Origin of the sequence: Sulfitobacter sp. HI0129, from assembly GCF_001635395.1 — a bacterium.
Taxonomy (GTDB): domain Bacteria; phylum Pseudomonadota; class Alphaproteobacteria; order Rhodobacterales; family Rhodobacteraceae; genus Sulfitobacter.
Window position 1 is genome coordinate 1 of the sequence record NZ_LWGH01000194.1, and the last position, 682, is coordinate 682.

The following is a 682-nucleotide window of genomic DNA, read 5'->3' on the forward strand; positions in this document are numbered from 1 at the left end:
GAGAGCAACCCTTGCATAGTCGTCGATGCTTTTGCTGACGATGGCTGCCTTAGCCAAGGGATGAGATCGAGCGGCGGCGATTGCGGCGAGGCAGAACAGCCTAACTTCCGATCTGGGGTTCTGGACAGCGAACGACGGATCCCCGCGGAAGGTTTTGAGTGACATGGCAAAGGTGACCGCGCGCATTGCGCGCCGAAGTTGCTTGGGGCCGCGCGAGCGCGCGGCGCACTCAAGCATCTCTGCCCCGCGGCGCGCTCGGTATATCAGTTTTCCAGATATTTGTTCCTCACGGAGTTTGCCAAGGGTCTGCACAAGTCTCGTCCCGCAAACTTGGCAGTCAAATGCCCAGGCCCGCCTCCAATGCCTGAGCGAAAGACCCTCTCTGGCGCATTGCATGCAATGCTGGAATGGCATCTGAGCCGTCAGCGAGGCTTCTCGTGGCGTCATTGCCGGAAAGGTCAAAGATCGAACAACATCTGGGTTAACCCGTGCGGCGTTGGCAATCTTCGCCGCCGCAGCCGCGTCGACGTTGAAGTCCAAGGCGGTGCCATGCGCGGTATCGATTCTGAGATGAGCCAGTAGTTCCGCATCATCACAGTAGTTGGCCGCCGCCAGCCGAGACAACCAACCTGACAACAACTCGTCTGGCAGCGGCGCGACAGTCTTGGGCAGCGGGTGCGGC

General features: G+C 60.1%; 1 protein-coding gene. It reads right to left on the reverse strand.

All coding sequences use genetic code 11. From position 1 onward, the window contains the following. A partial coding sequence (locus A3764_RS01980; RefSeq protein ID WP_067951106.1) for a TniQ family protein occupies window positions 1–682 on the reverse strand: 682 nt, incomplete at both ends.